The organism is Rhizobium lentis (assembly GCF_017352135.1).
GTDB classification, from domain to species: domain Bacteria; phylum Pseudomonadota; class Alphaproteobacteria; order Rhizobiales; family Rhizobiaceae; genus Rhizobium; species Rhizobium lentis.
This window is the reverse complement of record NZ_CP071455.1, coordinates 513,368-532,712: the sequence shown is the minus strand read 5'-3', so window position 1 is coordinate 532,712 and position 19,345 is coordinate 513,368. Positions and strand designations below refer to the sequence as shown.

Annotated in this window: 21 protein-coding genes and 1 pseudogene; 17 read left to right on the top strand and 5 right to left on the bottom strand. The window is 58.3% G+C overall.

Going from position 1 to position 19,345, the window contains the following annotated elements; genetic code table 11:
- Nucleotide 1: 1 nt before the first annotated feature.
- From J0663_RS24635 to J0663_RS24605, 7 genes are all read left to right on the top strand, one after another.
- Nucleotides 2–1,039: a substrate-binding domain-containing protein gene (locus J0663_RS24635; protein ID WP_207244651.1), complete on the top strand. Its 1,038-nt coding sequence runs from the start codon at nt 2–4 to the stop codon at nt 1,037–1,039.
- A gap of 23 nt (nt 1,040–1,062) precedes the next feature.
- Nucleotides 1,063–2,301 (top strand): sugar ABC transporter permease, encoded by a 1,239-nt coding sequence (locus J0663_RS24630; RefSeq protein ID WP_207244650.1) that lies wholly within the window; start codon nt 1,063–1,065, stop codon nt 2,299–2,301.
- The gene (locus J0663_RS24625; protein WP_207244649.1) at nt 2,298–3,056 is read left to right on the top strand and encodes an ATP-binding cassette domain-containing protein; all 759 of its coding nucleotides are present in this window, start codon (nt 2,298–2,300) and stop codon (nt 3,054–3,056) included. The genes J0663_RS24630 and J0663_RS24625 overlap by 4 nt, the downstream gene beginning before the upstream one ends.
- 29 nt (nt 3,057–3,085) lie before the next feature.
- Complete coding sequence (locus tag J0663_RS24620) at nt 3,086–3,856, top strand: SDR family NAD(P)-dependent oxidoreductase (RefSeq protein WP_207245489.1); 771 nt, start codon at nt 3,086–3,088, stop codon at nt 3,854–3,856.
- Nucleotides 3,857–3,993: 137 nt separating this feature from the next.
- On the top strand, nt 3,994–5,151 hold the full coding sequence (locus J0663_RS24615) for an ROK family transcriptional regulator (RefSeq protein WP_207244648.1): 1,158 nt from the start codon (nt 3,994–3,996) through the stop codon (nt 5,149–5,151).
- Nucleotides 5,152–5,236: 85 nt separating this feature from the next.
- Complete coding sequence (locus tag J0663_RS24610) at nt 5,237–5,671, top strand: RbsD/FucU family protein (protein WP_207244647.1); 435 nt, start codon at nt 5,237–5,239, stop codon at nt 5,669–5,671.
- A 38-nt stretch (nt 5,672–5,709) separates the two neighbouring features.
- Nucleotides 5,710–6,372, top strand: a complete 663-nt coding sequence (locus J0663_RS24605; RefSeq protein ID WP_259666079.1) for an HAD-IA family hydrolase — start codon at nt 5,710–5,712, stop codon at nt 6,370–6,372.
- Here J0663_RS24605 and J0663_RS24600 read toward each other — a convergent pair.
- The 3 genes from J0663_RS24600 to J0663_RS24590 are packed head-to-tail and all read right to left on the bottom strand — an operon-like array spanning nt 6,366 to nt 8,661.
- Complete coding sequence (locus tag J0663_RS24600) at nt 6,366–7,574, bottom strand: ROK family transcriptional regulator (RefSeq protein WP_207244646.1); 1,209 nt, start codon at nt 7,572–7,574, stop codon at nt 6,366–6,368. The two genes, J0663_RS24605 and J0663_RS24600, sit on opposite strands and share 7 nt — an antisense overlap.
- 24 nt (nt 7,575–7,598) lie before the next feature.
- Nucleotides 7,599–8,297, bottom strand: coding sequence for an LrgB family protein (locus J0663_RS24595; protein WP_207244645.1), 699 nt, complete (start codon nt 8,295–8,297; stop codon nt 7,599–7,601).
- Nucleotides 8,290–8,661: a CidA/LrgA family protein gene (locus J0663_RS24590; protein ID WP_207244644.1), complete on the bottom strand. Its 372-nt coding sequence runs from the start codon at nt 8,659–8,661 to the stop codon at nt 8,290–8,292. Before J0663_RS24590 ends, J0663_RS24595 begins: the two co-directional genes overlap by 8 nt.
- 128 nt (nt 8,662–8,789) lie before the next feature.
- Here J0663_RS24590 and J0663_RS24585 point away from each other — a divergent pair, with 128 nt between their 5' ends.
- The 10 genes and pseudogenes from J0663_RS24585 to J0663_RS24540 all read left to right on the top strand — a co-directional run.
- Entirely contained in the window at nt 8,790–10,043 is a 1,254-nt protein-coding gene (locus tag J0663_RS24585; protein WP_207244643.1) for an ABC transporter substrate-binding protein, read from the top strand.
- 137 nt (nt 10,044–10,180) lie between these two features.
- On the top strand, nt 10,181–11,032 hold the full coding sequence (locus J0663_RS24580; protein WP_246590422.1) for a carbohydrate ABC transporter permease: 852 nt from the start codon (nt 10,181–10,183) through the stop codon (nt 11,030–11,032).
- Nucleotides 11,016–11,927 (top strand): carbohydrate ABC transporter permease, encoded by a 912-nt coding sequence (locus J0663_RS24575; protein ID WP_246590421.1) that lies wholly within the window; start codon nt 11,016–11,018, stop codon nt 11,925–11,927. The genes J0663_RS24580 and J0663_RS24575 overlap by 17 nt, the downstream gene beginning before the upstream one ends.
- Before the next feature lie 5 nt (nt 11,928–11,932).
- Nucleotides 11,933–13,018 carry an ABC transporter ATP-binding protein gene (locus tag J0663_RS24570; protein ID WP_207244641.1) on the top strand — a complete coding sequence of 362 codons (1,086 nt, stop codon included), beginning with the start codon at nt 11,933–11,935 and terminating at the stop codon, nt 13,016–13,018.
- 25 nt (nt 13,019–13,043) lie between these two features.
- Nucleotides 13,044–14,120 (top strand): Gfo/Idh/MocA family protein, encoded by a 1,077-nt coding sequence (locus J0663_RS24565; RefSeq protein WP_207244640.1) that lies wholly within the window; start codon nt 13,044–13,046, stop codon nt 14,118–14,120.
- Entirely contained in the window at nt 14,120–14,956 is an 837-nt protein-coding gene (locus tag J0663_RS24560) for a sugar phosphate isomerase/epimerase family protein (protein ID WP_207245486.1), read from the top strand. Before J0663_RS24565 ends, J0663_RS24560 begins: the two co-directional genes overlap by 1 nt.
- The gene (locus J0663_RS24555; RefSeq protein WP_207244639.1) at nt 14,953–15,780 is read left to right on the top strand and encodes an alpha/beta fold hydrolase; all 828 of its coding nucleotides are present in this window, start codon (nt 14,953–14,955) and stop codon (nt 15,778–15,780) included. The genes J0663_RS24560 and J0663_RS24555 overlap by 4 nt, the downstream gene beginning before the upstream one ends.
- Nucleotides 15,767–16,468, top strand: coding sequence for a ribulose-phosphate 3-epimerase (locus tag J0663_RS24550; RefSeq protein ID WP_207244638.1), 702 nt, complete (start codon nt 15,767–15,769; stop codon nt 16,466–16,468). Before J0663_RS24555 ends, J0663_RS24550 begins: the two co-directional genes overlap by 14 nt.
- 14 nt (nt 16,469–16,482) lie before the next feature.
- Nucleotides 16,483–17,463 carry an ROK family protein gene (locus tag J0663_RS24545; RefSeq protein ID WP_207244637.1) on the top strand — a complete coding sequence of 327 codons (981 nt, stop codon included), beginning with the start codon at nt 16,483–16,485 and terminating at the stop codon, nt 17,461–17,463.
- Between the two features lie 18 nt (nt 17,464–17,481).
- Nucleotides 17,482–17,886, top strand: a pseudogene (locus tag J0663_RS24540) (GlcG/HbpS family heme-binding protein); the annotation flags it as partial.
- A gap of 311 nt (nt 17,887–18,197) precedes the next feature.
- Here the strand turns inward: J0663_RS24540 and J0663_RS24535 are convergent.
- Nucleotides 18,198–18,719, bottom strand: coding sequence for an ATPase (locus J0663_RS24535; RefSeq protein WP_246590420.1), 522 nt, complete (start codon nt 18,717–18,719; stop codon nt 18,198–18,200).
- A gap of 56 nt (nt 18,720–18,775) precedes the next feature.
- Entirely contained in the window at nt 18,776–19,018 is a 243-nt protein-coding gene (locus J0663_RS24530; RefSeq protein ID WP_097600190.1) for a hypothetical protein, read from the bottom strand.
- Between the last annotated feature and the right edge of the window lie 327 nt (nt 19,019–19,345).

Sequence of the window (19,345 nt, the reverse complement as noted above, 5' to 3'; positions counted from 1 at the left end):
AATGTCAAAGATTTCGAAGATGCTCGCTAGCGCCGTCGCAGCCGTTGCGCTGATGTCGGGGGTTGCCGCTGCTCAGGACTCTGTCGGTGTCAGCTGGCGCTATTTCCAGGACGAACGCTGGAAGATCGACGAAGCCGCAATGAAGTCCGTGCTCGAAAAGGCCGGCGTCTCCTATGTCGGCATCGATGCGCAGGGCGACCCGCAGAAACAAGCAGGAGACATTGAAAGCCTGATTGCTCGTGGCGTTAAGGTGCTTGTCGTCGTAGCCCAGGATGCCAAGGCCATCATTCCTGTTATCGACGAGGCCAAGCGCAGCAACATCGCCGTCATTGCCTACGATGCTCCGATCGACACCGGCGACGTCCTCTATACAAGCTTCGACAACGTAGCTGTCGGCCGTGTCATGGGCGAGGCTCTCCTGAAAGCTGTGCCAAAGGGCAACTACGTTGCGATGGACGGAGACCCTGCCCAGACGATCCAGCAGGTTTTCAAGAGCGGTCAGATGCAGGCGATCCAGTCCGCAATCGACAGAGGCGATATCAAAATCGTTGCCCAGCAGAACGTTGAGCAGTGGAAGCCGGACGTTGCGCAGTCGCTCATGGAACAGGTCCTGACAGCGACGAACAACAAGGTCGATGCAGTGCTTGCGATGAACGACAGCATTGCTAACGGCGTGGCAGCGGCACTCGCGAGCCAGGATCTCCTGGGCAAGGTTGCAATCTCCGGGCAGGACGGCGACAAGAACGTCCTCAATCGCATCGCCAAAGGTGACCAGACGATGACCGTCTGGAAGGACGCGAACGCACTTGGAACGGTCGCGGCGAATGCTGCCGTCGAAATCATCAAGGGCACAAAAATTGATGGGGTGACGGGCGTAAAGCCTGGCAAGACATCAACCGGCGCTTCGCAGCCCGCAATAATTCTCGATCCCATCGCCATTACGCGCGACAACCTCGACCTCGTGGTCAAAGCCGGCTGGATCTCGAAGGACGTGCTTTGCAAAGGTGTGACGAAGAACCCGCCAAAAGCCTGCGAATAAACAGTTCCAGCTGGAGTTCTGTCATGACATCTATTCTTCAACCTGCGTCCAGCTCGACGAAGCTTTTCCCCCGACTGCTACAAGCGGTCGGGGGAGGGGGCCGCGACACTCGCCTTGTGGCGATGGTGTCCGTCCTTGCTTTGATATGGCTTTGCGCAAACATCCTTACCAACGGCGTATTCCTGTCGCCTCGAAACCTGTTCAATCTCTCGTTGCAGGTCTCGGTCGTGGCCATCATGGCGTCGGGCATGATCCTGGTCATCGTGACGCGACACATCGACCTCTCGGTCGGATCTCAGGTCGGTTTTCTCGGGGTCCTCGGTGGTCTCGTGCAAAGCAGCTGGCTCCCCGACAGCCCGCACGCCTGGTGGATCTCCTGCCTCGTCATGCTGTCGGGCGGTATGGTGATCGGTTTGATCCAGGGCGCGCTTGTCGCCTACGCGCGCATACCCTCGTTCGTCGTTACGCTGGGTGGCCTGCTATTCCTGCGCAATGCTGCTTATGAATTGAACGATGGCACCACGATCGCCCCCCTGAGCTCGACGTTCCAGAATCTCGGCGGGGGACAGAACGGAGTTCTTGGAGCCACCCTGAGCTGGGCTGCGGCCGGCGCGGTCACCGCCTATGTCGTCTTCAACCTTGTTCGCAGGTACCAGCGCAAAAAGTCGCTTGGCATACAGAATGCATTAACGGCATCCGACATTGTTCCGGCGGCACTATGGTGCGTTTGCGCATTCGGTCTAGTGGCAGTCATGAACAGCTACTATCGGCCTGGAACGACAGAGTCGATGGGATTGGCCGTTCCCGTTCTCATCCTGATCGCGGTGACGATGCTTATGACGGTCATCGCCAAAAAGCACAGGTTTGGACGCCACGTGTTCGCCGTCGGCGGCGATCCACTCAGCGCGCGGTTGACGGGCATCAATACCCAACGCGTCGTCCTGAAAGTCTTCGTTCTGATGGGGTTCCTGTCTGGATTGGCCTCGATCGTTCTTACGGCCCGACTGAACGCCGCAGCGAGCGGAGCGGGCACGATGATGGAGCTCTATGTGATCGCGGCCGCAGTGATCGGTGGGACGTCGCTTGCCGGAGGAGCCGGTACAATTCTTGGTGGCTGCATTGGCGCCTTGATCATGCAAAGTCTTCAAAGCGCGATGGTCCTGATGGGAGTTGCGAGCCCGCTGCAGAGCATGGTGCTTGCGGGCGTTCTCGTACTCGCCGTCTGGATTGATACAATGTGGCGCGAAAGGAGGCCATCATGACGACTCCGTTGCTCGAAGCCAGAAACGTCAACATGGCATTTGGCGGCGTTCACGCAGTCGAGAATGTCAGTGTATCGCTCATGCCGGGCGAAGTCGTCGCGCTACTCGGCCATAATGGTGCTGGCAAATCCACCTTCATCAAGATGCTGTCGGGAGTCTTTCCCGCAGACAGCGGCGAGATCCTGATCGACGGCGAAACCGTTGATATCCGGTCCCCCCACGATGCACAGGAACTGGGGATCGAGACGATCCATCAGACGTTGGCGCTCGCCGATAATCTCGATGCGGTCTCTAACCTTTTCCTCGGTCGGGAGCAGACCGACCGCTTCGGTTTCCTCGACACGGAAGCGATGGAGCATGGGGCACGAAAGACGATAGAGCGCATGCGGTTGAGGATACCTTCTCTGAACGCGTCCGTCCGATCCATGTCAGGTGGTCAAAGGCAAGCGGTGGCGATCGCACGCGCACTTCACTTCAACGCGCGCATTCTCATCATGGATGAACCCACCGCCGCCCTTGGACCCGAGGAAACGAAAAACGTCGGCATCTTGATTGAGGAACTCAAAAAGCAGGGTTTGGGTATTTTCCTCATCAGCCATGACATGCACGATGTCTTCGCGCTGTCGGACCGGATCACCGTGATGAAATCCGGACGCGTTGTCGGTTCCTATCCGACGCGAGACCTGACACAGGACGACGCGCTCGAAATGATCATCCTTGGCCGCAAGCCGGCTCGCCTTGCCGCGACGGCATGAGGCATACCAACCCGAGAATGGAAAGAAATATGACAGTCAAAGCACCAAACTTCAGTCTCGACGGGAAGGTTGCCCTCGTAACGGGCGCGGCGCGTGGCATAGGTCGCGGGATCGCACTCGCCTGCGCCGCCGCCGGGGCCGATGTGGTCATCGGCGTGCGAAGCGTGGAGGCGGTTGCCGATCTCGTTGTGGAACTGAAGACCACTGGCCGACGCGCTCTCGCCGTCACGATGGACATCTCAAACAGCGGTCAAATCGCCGAAGCGGTTGCCGAAGCTGTCGCGGCATTCGGAAAAATCGACGTGTTGGTCAATAACGTCGGCGTGGCGCCGGGAAACCTCGCGGAACTCGTCGACGAAAAGGCGCTTGACCAGATCCTCGATGTTAACATCAAAGGCACCTTCCTCGTCACGCAAACGGTTGCCCGCCATATGATCGAGCGCAAGAGCGGTCGCATCATCAACATCAGTTCACAGGCCGGGACCGTCACGCTTCGCGGTGAAGCCCTGTATTGCATGAGCAAGGCGGCTATCAACCACTTGAGCAGATGCCTGGCGGCCGAGTGGGCGCAATATGGCATTACGGTCAATACGGTCTCGCCCACCTTCATATGGACGGATTCGACCCGCCCGGTCCTTGCCGATCCGGATTTTTATGCACGTACCGTGGGCCATATCCCGCTCGGGCGGATCGGTGATACCGATGACGTTGTCGGAGCCGTGGTCTACCTCGCATCCCCTGCCGCATCCCTTGTGACTGGCGCCAACCTGTTGGTGGACGGGGGATGGTCGATTGCATGACGATGTCCTTCTCTCAAACCTTTGCCTGCACGCTGCCATCTGATAGTGCGTGGAGGTGTATTTCAAGCAATGATTCGAGTGCATTGCCGGTGCCTGACAACAGCTCCTGATCGACAATGCTGTCAGTGGGAGGAAACTTGACGACGAACAGTGTCTTGAGACACATGAATGCCGTGCGTTGTCTGCGCGTCCTGCGCAGAGACGTTCCTCTGTCGCGCGCAGATATTGCGCGCGAACTGAACGTGACGCGCGCGACCGTCGGCAATTCGATAAAGCAGCTTCTTGCAGAAAATCTCGTTATCGACCTCAACGAAAGCGCCGAGGCCAATGGAGCCGGGCGCCCCGGGGCTCTCGTATCGCTCAATCCGGCAGGCGCCTACTTTATCGGTCTCGATATTTCCTCGGCAGAGATCAACGCGGTTCTGATCGACTTTTCGATGCGCGTGGTTGCCAAGCGGATCGTGTCGATTGCCGACCGCTATCACGAGCCGAAGCGGGTGATCGAATTGCTCGCCGCCTTGCCGAAGGAACTGGTTGACGTATCAAAGGTCCGGGCATCGAGGGTGCGCGGGGTCTGTATTTCCGCGCCGGGTATCGTGCGCGACGGGAAAATCATCTCCGCGCCATGGTTGAGCTGGCGAGACGTCGACGTCGTTTCAGCCATGTCGGAAGCGATGAAGCCCTCGCTGCCGCTTCAAATTTGCAATGACGCAGTGGCTCTTGCAAGCGCGGTCGCCGCCGACTCGTCGGAAAGCGATCTGAGCGACGTACTGCTGTTATTGCTCGCGCAGGGTATTGGCAGCGCGCATTTGCGGCAGGGGCGGGTCGTCGAGGGCGCACACGGACTTGGAGGGGAAGTCGGGCACATGGTGATGGGTGGGCGGCCTCAAATGGCGGCCACGCACACGTTCGAAATCCTCGCTGGCTACCAAAGATTTCTGCCCTTCATCGAGAATGGTGTCCCAATCCCGGAAGGTCTTGCCAAACTCGTGACCCGGGAAGGATCTCCGGCTCTCGACCAGGCTCTTCATGAATGGGCCTTGGGACTGGCAACCGGCATCCTTAACCTCATTCATATTCTCGACCCGAAAACGATCGTGCTGGGTGGGCCACTCGCCGTCCTTTACCCAAAGGTGGCAGAGCGCGTCGAGAGCCTCCTCTCTGAAAACCTCGTCCACGGCTTCAACGTCCCCCCTATCTCCGTTGCCCGGTTCGGTGGGGATGGAGCTGCCATTGGCGCTGCCGCTCTTCTTCGCGAGAGCCTCTTCGACCTTCCCGAACTGCCTGCCGTTTAATTCGACGCGGAACGCCAAACGGGTTTGACTCCATATTTGTATTTGTATAATACAAACGCAAATAGCCAGCCAGTGGAGGAAGCAGATGCTGAAGCTAATCGACCCAATTCTCTCTCCGGAACTGCTTTACGCTCTTCGAGTGATGGGGCATCGGCACGATATTGCTATCGTCGATGCGAACTTCCCATGCGATGCCGGCGACGAGCGCCTCATCCGTCTCGACGGCGTTTCCGGGCCACGGGCGCTGGAAGCAATCCTCAAGATCTTTCCGCTGGAAGAGCAGGAACCGCATGTGGCATGGCGTATGATCGCTGAAGGCGATGCTGCCAAGATCCTGCCCGTTTTCGAAGATTACAGTGCCGGCCTAGAGAAAACGCAGGGCAGGGCGATCGAACTCACTGCAGTCGAGCCGGATGAATTCAAGGACCGCGTCCGCGCCGCCCATACGGTCGTGGTCACTGGAGAGCGACGCTTCTATGGCAGTGTCATTCTGCGCAAAGGTGTCATTGCGCCCGAATAAATCGGAATCCACGCGGCAATCCAACGTCAGGTGTCATCTTGCCCGATCTTTTCGCCTCTTCTTTCGACGCCTTCCTTTTTGACATGGACGGAACGATCCTCAACTCTATTGCCGCTGCTGAACGGGTTTGGGGCGCTTGGGCTTGGAAGTTCGGGCTTGATCCAGAAGTGTTTCTACCCACGATCCATGGGCGCAGGGCCTTCGAAACAATCTCTTCCCTCGGCCTCCCGGATGTCGATCCGCAGGCCGAGGCTGCCGCCATAACACAGGCGGAAATCGATGAAATCAACGGTGTGATTGCAATCGGCGGTGCACAGCATTTTTTGAGCAGCCTCCCATCTCACCGATGGGCCGTCGTGACCTCTGCGCCTTCCGCACTGGCCAAAAGACGGATTGAGGCGGCCGGATTGCCGACACCAGCGGTACTCGTAACAGCCGAGGACGTACAGCGGGGAAAGCCGGCGCCTGATTGCTTCATTCTGGCCGCCGAGCGCCTCTCGGTCGAACCCGCGCGTTGCCTTGTCTTCGAGGATGCCGAAGTGGGGATTGCCGCCGCAACCGCGGCAGGTTGTCAGGTCTGCATCATTACCGAGACGCATAAGCGGCGGATGAAGGTCGACCACCACCAGTTTGAGAGTTACGAACGCATCAAACCGAGGCTCGTCAACGGGGCCTTGGGCTTATGTCATTCTAATCATTGAGCGCGTCCAGCCTCCATTTTCGGGCGGCGGAAGACAAGGTTTTCGTCTACAGACAACATCTGCTTGTGCAGCATTGATGCGCCCCCGATCGCGGGGCCTTCGAGGCCGAGCGACGAGAGCTTTATTTCCGGGATCGGATGCCCGTCGAGGAGATTGCGCGCCACTTTCTCGAGCGTCTCTTCACGGCAAAGGTCGAAAAGGGCGGCGACCGGTCCGCCGAGTACAATACGCGTGGGATTGAAAATACTTGTCAGGGTCGCAACTCCTCTTCCGAGATAAAACGACCAATCCTTAAGTGTCGAAAGAGCGCTTTTTTCCTGTCGCCTGGCGGCTTCCATGAATGCTTGAATGTCATCTGCTGAGCCACCGTGAAAGCGATAGCGCGCAAGCACAGCTTCGCGCCCGATGAAGCTCTCGAACGATCCCGAAACGGTTGCCAGTTCAACGAAGCCCTCGTCACCCAGAATGATGTGGCCAAGCTCGCCGGCATAGCCATCCTGTCCACGGAGAAGCTGACCGGAATTCACAATCGCCCCGCCGACACCGGCGTCCAGATAGATGTAGATCTCGGTCTCGCCGCGCTCGTCCTTGGACTGGTAGATCTCGGCAATTGCGAAGGCGTTTGCATCGTTTTCAGCAATCAGCAGAGGAATTTCGGGCAGGCGCTGCTGTAATCGCTCCAGGATCGGTTCTTGCCGCCATCCCAAAATGGGAGCGCGCAAAACCGTGCCATTGCGATCTATAACACCCGGGGCGGTCAGGCATAGGCCGCGGATGCGATATTCATTGCCGAGCCGTTGCCTGATATTCTCAACGACATCCGCCAACCTCTGCACCACGACGTCGGGGCTTGCCTCCAGGAGGCTGAAGTCCGCCGTCGACTGCGCAATGACCGACGCCTCCATGTCGAGAGCGACGACGTTCATGCGACCGACGCCGATATCTGCGCCTATGAACATCCCATAGTTTGGATTGATGCGAACAAACGTCCCGGGCCTGCCCGTGCCGGCACTTTTGTCATCCTGTGAGTCGTCTTCCACCAGCAATCCTTCATCGGCCAGGCTGGCAACGATGCTGCTTGCCGTCGAGCGAACCATGCCGAGCTCTTTGGCGATATTCGCCCGGCTAATGCGGCCATGGCGAAAAACAACATCCAGCGCCCTGACCTCGTTAATGTGCCTTACGGCGCGCGGCATGGACATTGGTGTCCTCCAATTAAATCAGACTCACAAAAAGAGGTGTACAATCAAGGAAGTGACGAGCGCATTCAAGCCCATGGCGAGTCCTGAGAAAAGACCCGCCACCGGGTCAACCGAATAGGCACGAGCGGTGCCAATTCCGTGCGATGCAAGCCCTACGGCGAACCCTCTCGCACTGTAATCGCGAATCTTCATCGCGTTCATCAGCGGGGTCACAACGACGGCGCCAGTAATGCCGGCCATAATGACGACGGCGGCGGTCAAGGCAGGATCGCCGTGCAAACCAGACGAGATAGCCATGGCGACCGCCGCCGTGACAGATTTTGGAGCGAGAGAAGCGATGACCGTCTGATCGAAGCCGAAGAAGCGGCCCAAATAAATCGTGGAAGTCACCGCCGTCAGGCTTCCGGCAAACAGCGCCACGACCATCGGAATAAGATTGGCCCTGACCAGATGAAGCTTTTCATAAAGCGGTATACCGAGCGCCACAGTCGCTGGCCCTAGCAGAAAATGAATGAACTGCGCGCCGGCGAAATAGGTCTGGTATCTAATGTGAAAGACAGAAAGCAGGCATGCGATCGTCACGACCGACAGCAGAACCGGATTGACAAGAGGATTGGCGGGAAGCGCCCTTGCGATCTTGAGCGCGATTATCCAGACAAACAGCGTTACGGAAAGCCAAGAGAGCGGGGACGCTGCAAGGTAAACCCACAAGCCTTCATCCATGGCTTGTCCCCCCAATCAGCCGCTTGATCGCCAGATAGCACCACACGGTGACGATCAGCGTCGCAACTGTTGAGACGGATATCGTCACGAAAAGCGTCAGGCCTCTTTCGGCAAGGAGGTCCAAATGCTGGATGATTCCAACGCCGGCTGGAACAAACAGGGCTCCAAAATTTGCCAATAGGGCATGGGATGTGGAGACGGTCGGTTGCATCAGCTTGCCGATCGGAGTTCTCTTCGATGCTGTCAGCGCGCCAAATATCAAAGCCATGCCTATAACTGGCCCGGGTACGAGGCCATGGAGGTAATAGGCGATGACTTCGCCAAAGAGCTGAAATATCAGCAGAAACGTAATCCCAACGAGCATTGTTCGACTCCACAACAAACTCCCTTGACTCATAAACCCTAGTATGTTTGTTTTCAATCGAAACAAACTAGAGGAGTGTCGTTTGTCTGAGATCCGGCATGGTGCCGGTTTGGCTGGAGGAGGACTACATGCGTTTATCGTTCAAAATAACGGCCCTGACGGCTGCACTGAGCGCCTCGGTCAGCGGCCATGCGTTTGCGGCTGAAAGCGTCGAGGTGTTGCACTGGTGGACATCGGGCGGAGAGGCTGCAGCTGTGGGCGTCCTCAAGGACGATCTGCAGAAGAAGGGCGTCAGTTGGCAGGATATGCCGGTCGCCGGAGGCGGCGGTGAAGCTGCAACAACCACTCTCAAAGCGCGAGTCGCCGCCGGCAATCCCCCGACGGCTGCTCAGCTGCTCGGAATGGCCGTTAACGAGTGGTCCGAGCAGGGTCTTCTCGGCGACTTGACCTCTGTTGCCCAAAAAGAGGGATGGGACAAGGTCGTCCCGGATCAGATCAAGCAGTTCGCTGTTCATGATGGGAAGTGGCAGGCCGTTCCGGTTAACATACATCGGCCCAACTGGCTCTGGATCAACGCTAAAGTTTTCAAGGACAACGGGCTGGAGCCACCGAAAACCTGGGACGAGTTCAACGCGGTTGCGGAAAAGCTCAAAGCCAAGGGAATTACGCCGCTGGCGCATGGCGGACAGCCTTGGCAGGACACGACGATTTTTGACGACGTGGTTCTGGGGCTCGGCGGGCCGGAGTTCTACAAGAAAGCGATCATCGAGCTGGACGAGACCGCGCTTGGCTCGGACACAATGGTCAAGGTCTTCGATCAAATGCGCAAGATCCGCGGTTATGTCGATCCGAATTTTTCCGGCCGCGACTGGAACCTTGCAACTGGAATGGTCCTTAAGGGCGATGCAGCAATGCAGCTCATGGGTGACTGGGCCAAGGGCGAAATCGTCAAGGCCGGCATGAAACCGGGCGTAGATATCCTCTGCGTTACCGCGCCAGGAACCGAGGGCTCGTTCCTTTTCAACACGGACTTTCTCGCGATGTTCCCGGTTGGTGCCGACAAGGTCGATGCACAGACCAAACTTGCATCGAGCGTCATGTCGCCTGAATTTCAGCAAGCCTTTAATCTCGTGAAAGGATCGATCCCAGCGCGTTCCGACGTGCCGGGTGACAAGTTCGATGCCTGCGCTCAGAAATCCATGGCCGACCTGAAGACGGCCGAGAAGGCCGGCACGCTGATGGGGTCGCTTGCTCACGGCCACGCGGAGCCCGCGTCGATCCAGCGCGCGATCTTCGACGTCGTGACTCAGCACATCAACTCGGACATGTCGTCCAAGGATGCCGTGTCTGCGCTGATCAGCTCCATCCAGGCTGCGAAGTAACCAGCTCCTCCCTGCCCCTGCCGTCGAAAGGCGGCGGGGGTATCCTGCAGCGAGGTTGCGCGCCCGTCGGAGACGGGGACGCCAACCTGTTGATTCCGAGCCAGCAGATGTCCTTTTCAAAACGCCTTGGCAAGGTAATGCCAGCAATCGTCCTGTCGCCATCGTTGGCGGTCATCACGGTCTGCGTCTATGGCTTCATCGCCTACACTGCGCTGTTATCCTTCACCGGATCAAAGATGTTCGCCAACTTCACTTTCGTTGGGTGGCGACAGTATGGAAGACTTTTTGAAAACCCCCGATGGATCACGGCCATTGAAAACATGGCGATCTTTGGGTGCCTCTATATCATTGGAGCGACCTGCCTTGGCCTATTCATCGCCATCCTGATTGATCAGCGTATCCGCTTCGAGGGTGTGTTTCGGGCGGTCTTCCTTTACCCGATGGCGCTCTCATTCGTGGTTACGGGCGTCATCTGGCAGTGGCTGTTGAACCCCGGCCTCGGCTTGGAGCACATGATGCGCGAGCTTGGCTGGGATTCCTTTTCGTTTCAGTGGCTGATCGAGCCCGACCGCGCGATCTACACGATCGTCATCGCCGGCGTCTGGCAGGTAACCGGTTTCGTCATGGCGCTTCTCCTGGCCGGCCTTCGCGGGGTAGATACCGAGATTCTTCGGGCTGCCCGCATAGACGGGGCCCCCATACACAAAGTCTACACGCGCATCATCATACCAGCCCTTCGGCCAGCCTTCCTCACGGTTTTCGTGATCGAGGCGCATCTCGCCATCAAGAGCTACGACCTTGTCGTCGCGCTCACGAAGGGTGGTCCTGGCGTGTCCACCGAACTTCCATCGACGTTCATGTATTCGATGACATTCACGCGTAACGAGCTCGCGGTCGGCGCGGCCAGCGCGACCGTCATGCTCGTTACTCTGGCAAGCATCATCATCCCCTATCTTTATTCGGAGCTGCGCAATGAGCCTGCGACTTGATGCGGAAAGCGCCGCAATCCTATCGAAGGGCACCGACATAAAAGTGACCCGTATTCTCGGCCGGAGCTTTATCTATGGATGCCTGATTATCCCAGCCGCGGTTTTCCTGGCGCCCCTTGTTTCCATGATCTTCACGTCCCTGAAAAGCATGGACGAAATTCGGTCCGGCAATATTCTGTCGTTTCCGAAAGCGATCACCTTCGAAGCATGGAAGCACGTTTGGCATTCAGCATGCATCGGGGTTACCTGCGGGGGGCTGAAGGGCTACTTCGGCAATTCCTTCCTGATTGTCATACCGGCCACACTGCTGTCGGTGGGCTTCGGAGCACTGAACGGATACATTTTTGCAAATTGGCGGTTTAGGGGCGACAATATCCTCTTCGGCCTCGTCCTGTTCGGCTGCTTCATCCCACTACAGATCGTACTGATCCCGATGGCCGGCCTCCTGGGGCAATTGAAACTCGCCGGCACGATACCTGGCCTCGTTCTCGTTCACGTCGTTTACGGGATTTGCTTCACGACGATGTTCTTCAGAAACTATTTCGTGACCGTGCCGGCGGAGATCTTTAAGGCGGCACGTATCGACGGGGCCGGGTTCTGGGCCGTGTTCTTCCGGATACTGCTGCCAATCTCCTGGCCGATCGTGATGGTGTCCATCATTTGGCAGTTCACGGGGGTCTGGAATGACTTTCTGTTCGGCGTCTCGTTCGCAGCCGGCTCCAGTCAACCGGTGACGGTCGCACTGAACAATCTGGTCAATACATCAACAGGCACCAAAGCTTACAACGAAGACATGGCCGCCGCGATGATCGCCGCGCTGCCCACCATAATTATCTACGTGGCGGCAGGGCGGTACTTCCTTCGTGGTCTGATGGCCGGTGCAGTGAAGGGATAACGACGATGGCCAACCTGGCGATCAATCACATCAACAAAAGCTTCGGGAGTCTGACGGTCCTGAAGGACATCAACATCTCCATTGACGACGGGGAGTTCCTTGTCCTTGTCGGTCCTTCAGGCTGCGGAAAATCGACCCTGCTCTCCATTATTGCCGGACTGGACGAGCACACATCGGGCTCGATCACCATCGATGGTAAATCTGTTCAGGGCCTTGAACCGAAGGAAAGGGACATCGCGATGGTGTTTCAATCCTATGCGCTCTACCCGGCAATGACGGTCGAGCAGAACATCGGCTTTTCGCTGGAGATGAGCAAGATGCCGAAAGCCGAAAGGGTGGAGCGCGTCGGCAAGGTTGCAGATCTGCTTCAGATCCGCCACTTGCTCAAGCGGCGTCCGGGCCAGCTCTCGGGCGGGCAGCGTCAGCGTGTTGCCATGGGACGAGCGCTGGTTCGCGAGCCGAAAGTCTTTCTCTTCGACGAGCCGCTATCAAACCTCGATGCGAAGCTGCGTGTGGAAATGCGCACCGAGATCAAGAAGCTGCACCAGCGGCTCGGAGCAACCATCGTCTACGTCACACACGACCAGATCGAGGCCATGACGATGGCGACCCGGATCGCCGTGATGAAGGACGGTATACTGCAGCAGTTCGGGACGCCCGAAGACATCTACGATCGGCCCGCAAACGTATTCGTCGCGACCTTCATGGGTTCGCCGCCGATGAACCTGCTCCCCGCCGTAGTCACTCCCGGCTCCCAAATTCTCTCCATTAAAGGCGCGGACACGACTTTGCCGGTCCCCATGTCAGTCCTCGACATGCCTGCCCCCGGCAGGGAGGTGCTTCTGGGCCTCAGGCCGGAATGGATTTCACTGGCGACGGACGGCAACTCCTCCAATCCAACACTGACGCTGCATGTGGATGTCATCGAGCCCACTGGCCCGGACGTGTTCGTGGCCCTGCGCACCGGTGAGCGCGAAATCATGTCGCGCCTGCCTACGGGCACCCCGGTCCGGATCGGAGAGAAAGCATCCTTCACACTCGACCTATCAAAAGCAGTTCTCTTCGACGCCGAGACCGGCGTCGCTCTCTAAACACTAACGACCCAAGGACTTACCAATGCCAGCAAAACAGGAAAGACGCCTCCGCGTCGGCGTGCTCGGAGCCGGTCAGATCGCCCAGGCAGCGCATTTCGAAGCCTGCACGAAGGCCGCAAACGCCGATCTCTATGCTATCTGCGATGTCGCGGACGATTTGCGCGAGCGCATGGTGATCACCCACGGTGCGCAAAAATCGTATAACGACTACGACAAGATGCTGGCTGATCCGGATCTCGACGCCGTCATCATCGCAACGGCCGATGCCTTCCACGTTCCGGCCTCGATTCGAGCACTGGAAGCGGGCAAGCATGTCTTGTGCGAAAAGCCGGTCGGCGTCACCGTCGAGGAATGCGTGGACCTCAAGTCCGCCGTCGAAAAGTCCGGCAAGACCTTCCAGGTCGGTCACATGAAGCGCTTTGACGCAGGCCTGCAGGCTGCCAAGTCTTTCATCCGTGACGAGATGGGCGATCTGATCGCGCTGAAGGCTTGGTATTGTGACAATACTCACCGCTACCCGATGACGGATGCGGTGCAGCCGCTGATCGTGACCAGCGCACATGCCAAGCGGCCCTCTACGAACCCCAAGGCTGATCTTCGCCGCTACTATATGCTGGCTCATGGCTGCCACCTGATCGATACCGCGCGCTATTTCGCCGGCGATATTGTGTCTGTGAACGCGCGGCTTTCCGAGCGCTCCGGCATCTGGTGCTGGTTCATTGATGTCGAGTTTGCCTCCGGCACACTCGGCCATCTCGATCTGACGGTTCAGGTACGCATGGACTGGCACGAAGGTTTCCAGATCTATGGCAAGAACGGCAGCATTCTCGGCAAGACGTACAACCCTTGGTACTATAAGTCGAGCGAGGTCGATATCTTCCGCGAGGCAGATGGTGCCACCCACCGGGTTCTCGGCGCCGACGGCCACTTCTACCGCCGCCAGGTCGAAGGCTTCGCACGCACCATTCTCGACGATGCACCGATGGAAGGTGCCGACATCAACGACGGGTTGGCCTCGGTCCAGGCTATGGTCGCGATTGCCCGCTCCGTTGAAAGCGGGAAGTCTGTTGCACTTGCCGACGCCACGGGTGGCGTGTGATGAAGCTCGGGATATTTGCAAAGACCTTTGATGGCAACGATCCCGAAATGGTCCTCAAGGCTGTCGCGGCGGCCGGGTTCGTTTGCGCACAATACAACATGGCCTGTTCCGGCCTGCCATCCATGCCGGAAGACATTTCGGCAGCGCAGGCCAAAGCGGTAAGCGATGCAGCAGACGCTACCGGCGTGGACGTTGTCGCTGTGTCCGGCACCTACAACATGATCCACCCCGACCGGGACGTTCGCGCCGTCGGTCACGCTAAGCTTGAGGTCATTGCGCGCAATTGCGCGGGCATGTCCACCAGGCTCATCACGCTGTGCACCGGCACGGGCGATCCTGTAGATCAGTGGAAGGAGCATCCGGATAACAATACGCCAGAAGCATGGCGCGATCTCTTGGAAGCCATGGAAACGGCGGTTGGTATCGCCGACCGCTACGACGTCGATCTCGGCATCGAACCGGAGCTTGCCAACGTTGTGAATTCGGCGGCGAAGGCTCGCCGGCTCATTGACGAAATAAAAAGTCCGCGCATCAAGATTGTGCTCGACCCGGCCAACCTCTTCGAGATCGCAAGCCTTGAAGAGCAGCGCGCTCTCGTATCGGGCGCCGTTGACCTTCTGGCCGATCGCATCGTCATGGCCCATGCCAAGGATCGCAATCCGGACGGCAGCTTCGCGACAGCCGGCAAGGGCGTGCTCGACTACGGCCATTACCTCGGCCGTCTCAAGAGCATCGGCTTTGAAGGCAGCCTGATCACCCACGGTCTGTCGGTAGGCGAAGCGCCCGGCGTCTCAGCTTTCCTGAAAAACCATCTGCAGGACGGAGTGGCCTCATGAGCACGGCCATTGGCCCGTTCGAAACCTCCGACGGCACGCTGCTGAATGTCGACGCAGCCGGCGAAGGGCAGACCGTCGTCTTTCAGCACGGCCTTTGCGGCGATGCTGGCCAGACGCGCGAAGCCTTTCCGACCGAGCCGGGGCTGCGCCGGATTACGGTGGAGGCAAGGGGCCATGGCCGCTCACAGCCGGGCGCGCTCGACAATCTTTCGATCGCGACGTCCGCGGACGACATTGCATTATACATCGAACGCAATCTGCAGGAGCCCGTGGTGATCGGCGGCATTTCGATGGGGGCAGCAATCGCGCTGCGACTTGCGGTCAAGCGGCCCGATCTCGTCAACGGACTTGTGGTTGCTCGACCTGCATGGGTTATTGAGGCTGGGCCGGAAAACATGGCGCCGAATGCCGAAGTGGGCAGACTGTTGAAAACCATGCCGCCTGAAGAGGCAAAGGTCGCCTTTCTCGACGGACCGATCGGCCGCCGCCTCGCAACGGAGGCGCCTGACAATCTGGCATCGCTTGCCGGTTTCTTTTCACGGACTCCGATCGAGGTGACCGCGGCACTCCTGACCGCGATTTCCGGCGATGGGCCGGATGTGACGGAAGCTGAGGTTCGCAACCTTGAAGTTCCAACGCTGGTGATCGGTCATGAGAAGGACCTGATTCACCCGCTCACCCACGCGCACACCCTGGCCCGCATCATACCCCGTGCACGCCTCGTTCAAATTACGCCCAAAGTGGAAAACCGGGAGAAGTACGTTGCCGATTTCCGGCTTGCGATGGGCAATTTCCTGAAGAGTCTGAGATATGAGCAAGCCTAATAGAAAATGGATCGCCAACCTGCCGAGAGACCGATTGATCGCTGAGTTTTCCGTGTGGTCGGCCGATCTCGTGCGGCTTGCCGATGATCTCGCGCGTGTGGAACCGTTTGTCGACGTCCTGCATATCGATGTCGCCGATGGTCACTTCGCGCCTGCGATGCTCTTCTTCCCTGATCTGGTAGCGGGCGTGCGCAAGGTCTCCTCGCGGCCGATCCATGTTCACCTGATGGTGTCCGACAATGTGCTGTTGCCGCAGATCGAACAATTCGTCGATGCCGGCAGTGATCTCATCAGCATCCATGTTGAGAACGAAGCGGTGGCTGACGCAGCGATCGATCTTCTGGACCGGCGCGGCGTTGCATCAGGCATGGTCCTGCGGGTCGAGTCCCCCGTGGACCGTATCGCCAAATATGTCCCACGCCTGGATTTCGTAACGCTGCTCGGAACGGCCATCGGCGTAAAAGGGCAGGGGCTCGACGGACGGGCCGGCACGCGGCTTGAGGAAGCTGGCCGGATCATAGCGGCCAGCGGCGCGACGCATCGCATCGTTCTTGCTGCCGATGGCGGTATCCGGGAGCATACGGTACCGCTGCTGCGCCGAGCAGGCGCGGAGACGGTCGTTCTCGGCTCTCTGGCTTTCAATGCTCCATCGCTTGAAGAGCGGATGGCGTGGCTACGCGCACTCTAACGCACGGTATGAACATGCATCAGATCGCCATCGGGATAGACTTAGGGGGAACTCAGGTGCGCGCGGCCCTCATCGACAAGCACGGCACGATCGTTGCGCGCATGGAGGAGCCGACCGAGGCCCAGGCGGGTCCTGAGCGAGTTCTTTCGCAAATTCACAGCCTCACCGAAAGATTGCTGGCCGCGACCAAGTCTTCCGTGGTCGTTGGCATCGGCGTCTCGACGCCGGGTCCGATCGACACCGTCAGCGGCATCGCGAAGGATATTCCGACCCTTTCAGGCTTTGCGGATTTCCCGTTGAAAGCGGAACTGCAAAAGCGCTTTGCCTTCCCCGTAAGCCTCGAGAACGACGGCATTGCCGCAGCCATCGGAGAATGGCAATTCGGGGCGGGCCGAGGGCTCGAAAATCTTGTTTACGTTACTGTGAGCACGGGCATCGGCGGGGGTGTCGTCGCGGACGGTCGCGTGGTGCGCGGCCGCAAGGGCATGGCCGCGCACATCGGCCACATGTCGGTCGAGCCTAACGGCGCGCTATGCCCCTGTGGCAATCACGGCTGTTTCGAAGCCTATGGTTCCGGCACGGCATTCACCCTGCGCGCCAGGACGCGCGCCATCGGCTGCGAGGAGACGACGCTGGGAAAGAACGGTAGCGAGATCCACGCGCGCGATGTCTTCGTGTCGGCGCGGAACGGCGACGCCCTTGCCAAGAGACTGATTGACGAGGAGGCGGAGATCCTCGGGCGCGGTTTTACCGGCCTGATCCACATCTTCAGCCCCGACATCGTCGTCATGGGTGGCGGGATCTCGCACGAGTTCGAAAGCCTCCAGCCCGGCATCCAGGCCTACATCGGCCAATGGGCAATGCCTGCCTTCAAGGATGTAAAGGTGGTGCGTGCCGCCCTGGGCCAGAATTCTGGCCTTGTGGGGTCGGCTGCGCTTGCCTTTCTGGCGAAACGCCCCGAGGCGGATACCTTCGCGCTTGCTGCGTACAATTGAAAGCAAGAAGGAGAAGATATGCTGACTAACAGATTGAGCCTGGCCGACGCCCGCATTCTGATCGAGGGTGCTCGCGGACGCGCGGAAGAAATCGGAGTACCGATGTGTATCGCTGTGACGGATGAATCGGGGCAATTGATCGCGTTCGAACGCATGGACGGGGGCAAAATTACCAGCACCATCATAGCACAGGACAAGGCCTACACTGCCGCCGGCGCCAAGCGAACGACAGAGAGCTATGGAGAAGTCAGCCAACCGGGCAAGCCGGCCTATGGCATCAACTCGGCCATCGGCGGGCGACTGCTGGTCGTGGCTGGCGGCATCCCCGTCATCGTCGACGGTCAGGTCGTCGGCGCCGTTGGGGTCAGTTCTGGAACGCCCGGGCAGGACAAGGATTGCGCCCAGGCAGGAATCGACCTTTTTTCGCGACCTCAGCGCCTGAAAAGTTGCCGATGGCTTGATGCCAGCACGAAGAAGTTAGCCGTACCTGTTCCGGGGATTGGGTCACTGGCCCAAGGTCCCTTCGAGACATAGGTCAACTTCAGCTTTGAAATGCACGCTGGCTTCATCTTCGGTGGTCGGTTCCATAAAACAGCGTTATGTACCAACTCGTTGATTTAGTTCGAGCGCCGGCCTGCCTGTTGCGGGTTGCTGGTTCATATCCTTTCAAGAGCTCCGCCTAAAGGTGGGGCGCTTGAAGGGTGACGAAAATTAAAGCGCCGGAATAGCTTCCGTCACTCTGTCGCGATAGATTTCACAGCGGACGCGACGACGGCGAGAGCATTCTCATCAAGACCAATTACACCATCCTGCTTTTCACCGATCAGTTTGGGCTTTGCACCGCTGTTGTCCCAAATCCAGGCTCTGTCAGCACGTTCAAGAAACCAAGGGAGTTGATCGAGAGATCTTGCGTAGCGAGCACGTACCTTATCGGCGGGAACGTCATGTCCACCCTTCGCGACGCGTAGCTTGATGCGCTCGATCGATCGTTCCGGACTGTCCAAAACGGTGTAGAAAAGCCATACAGCAAATCCCAAGGCCTCAGCGGCTTCCACAAGACGTCGATATTTATCTGTAGATAACACGGTCTCGACGCCAATTGTTTTATGGACGGCTATGGATGAATGGATCCAGGCCTCGATGCGTTGAACTGCAATCAAATTGGCTTCGGAGAGTGGTTTCTTTTCTACTTCACTGATCCGGGCTGCTAGAAGATCAGGATTGACAATCCATACGGACCGCCCTTCCAACTGCATAGACGCTACTCTTACCGGATCCGTTGGGTCCTGCAACGATCAGAAAGACAGGCTGCTCAAGCTTTTGCAGGAGCACGGTCGACGACGCCTGTCACAGCTTTGTTATCACGGCGAGCCTTGGCCACATTCTTGCTGAAGACGTAGGTGATGTCTTGTCCAAATGTTTGGCTTTTCGCGTCAATCGTGCGCACAGTGACGAACTGCCCGCTGCTCGAATCGCGAACTCGCTTCTCCGTCACCGCGTTGCCACGCACTCCGGAGTTTGGGCCACCAAGCTTTTTGACGACGACTTTTGCCATGTTTACTCCAATTCTTCACCGTCCAATATAGCAAGCATCATCGAGCCCGAAAAGGCCAATCCGAGCAGGTTGCGGATGGGATTGTTGGACGGCAGCCGGCCGGTCGAGATACGAGCAACCAGGTTGCAGAAGCATCGTGCAAGCTGCCTGCGCGCATTCTACGTGTGCGGCTTGGCCAAGTTCCCCGGTGTGGACAATGCTCCCGCGCGCGTGATGGAGTTCAAAGATACTTTGCTGAAAGGCAGACACTGCGGGAACTCTCTTCAGGCATATTCCGGCGCGGCGCCTGATGCGTTCTGCTACACTTGGCTGATAGTCATCTCTATT